This is a genomic window from Halomonas sp. A11-A (assembly GCF_003182195.1).
Lineage (GTDB): Bacteria > Pseudomonadota > Gammaproteobacteria > Pseudomonadales > Halomonadaceae > Halomonas > Halomonas alkalicola.
Genome location: NZ_QGTM01000054.1, coordinates 1 through 1,999 on the forward strand (window position 1 = coordinate 1; position 1,999 = coordinate 1,999).

Here is a 1,999-nt window from a genome sequence, read left to right on the forward strand (position 1 = left end):
CTAGAATGCGCGCCACTTGTTCTGCAGGGCTCGCTAAGGGCTCTATTCGCAACGCCTCGGCAAGATGAGGCGTGTTGTCAGCGGAGATCGGACGGGGTGCTAAGCACTGCTCACCACCGCTTGACACGCTGAAGCGAATCGGTAGAATACGCCTTCCTCGCAGGGCGCTGGCGACAGAGAGGTTTCTCTCATCGACAGCAAGCGAGACGCTCCGCTCGGATGCCGAGCCAGGAGCCGCTCTTTAACAATCGATCAGGTAATTCATGTGGGCGCTTGTCGATGTGTCGGTGACCAGTCACTGAACCATCAAGGCAAGCGGCTCGTCAAAGATCTTCGGATCTTTTTGAGAACGTTTGAACCTTGAGCCAAGTTTGGTCCGCTTCCTTTATTGAAGGGTAAGGACTATATGATCTTAAACTGAAGAGTTTGATCATGGCTCAGATTGAACGCTGGCGGCAGGCCTAACACATGCAAGTCGAGCGGCAGCACGGGAAGCTTGCTTCCTGGTGGCGAGCGGCGGACGGGTGAGTAATGCATAGAAATCTGCCCGGTAGTGGGGGATAACCTGGGGAAACCCAGGCTAATACCGCATACGTCCTACGGGAGAAAGCAGGGGCTCTTCGGACCTTGCGCTATCGGATGAGTCTATGTCGGATTAGCTTGTTGGTGAGGTAATGGCTCACCAAGGCGACGATCCGTAGCTGGTCTGAGAGGATGATCAGCCACATCGGGACTGAGACACGGCCCGAACTCCTACGGGAGGCAGCAGTGGGGAATATTGGACAATGGGCGAAAGCCTGATCCAGCCATGCCGCGTGTGTGAAGAAGGCCTTCGGGTTGTAAAGCACTTTCAGTGGGGAAGAAAGCCTTGGGGCTAATACCCTCGAGGAAGGACATCACCCACAGAAGAAGCACCGGCTAACTCCGTGCCAGCAGCCGCGGTAATACGGAGGGTGCGAGCGTTAATCGGAATTACTGGGCGTAAAGCGCGCGTAGGCGGTCTGATAAGCCGGTTGTGAAAGCCCCGGGCTCAACCTGGGAACGGCATCCGGAACTGTCAGGCTAGAGTGCAGGAGAGGAAGGTAGAATTCCCGGTGTAGCGGTGAAATGCGTAGAGATCGGGAGGAATACCAGTGGCGAAGGCGGCCTTCTGGACTGACACTGACGCTGAGGTGCGAAAGCGTGGGTAGCAAACAGGATTAGATACCCTGGTAGTCCACGCCGTAAACGATGTCGACTAGCCGTTGGGCTCCTTGAGAGCTTTGTGGCGCAGTTAACGCGATAAGTCGACCGCCTGGGGAGTACGGCCGCAAGGTTAAAACTCAAATGAATTGACGGGGGCCCGCACAAGCGGTGGAGCATGTGGTTTAATTCGATGCAACGCGAAGAACCTTACCTACCCTTGACATCGTGCGAACTTTCCAGAGATGGATTGGTGCCTTCGGGAACGCACAGACAGGTGCTGCATGGCTGTCGTCAGCTCGTGTTGTGAAATGTTGGGTTAAGTCCCGTAACGAGCGCAACCCTTGTCCTTATTTGCCAGCGCGTAATGGCGGGAACTCTAAGGAGACTGCCGGTGACAAACCGGAGGAAGGTGGGGACGACGTCAAGTCATCATGGCCCTTACGGGTAGGGCTACACACGTGCTACAATGGCCGGTACAAAGGGTTGCGAAGCCGCGAGGTGGAGCTAATCCCGAAAAGCTGGTCTCAGTCCGGATCGGAGTCTGCAACTCGACTCCGTGAAGTCGGAATCGCTAGTAATCGTGAATCAGAATGTCACGGTGAATACGTTCCCGGGCCTTGTACACACCGCCCGTCACACCATGGGAGTGGACTGCACCAGAAGTGGTTAGCCTAACTTCGGAGGGCGATCACCACGGTGTGGTTCATAACTGGGGTGAAGTCGTAACAAGGTAGCCGTAGGGGAACCTGCGGCTGGATCACCTCCTTATCGACGACGTCCCGACACGCGGCAAGTGCTCACAATGAATTACCTG

Annotated in this window: 1 rRNA gene; it reads left to right on the forward strand. The window is 55.7% G+C overall.

Going from position 1 to position 1,999, the window contains the following annotated elements:
- Nucleotides 1-414 precede the first annotated feature (414 nt).
- Nucleotides 415-1,953 (forward strand): 16S ribosomal RNA (locus DER72_RS15930).
- Nucleotides 1,954-1,999: the final 46 nt, after the last annotated feature.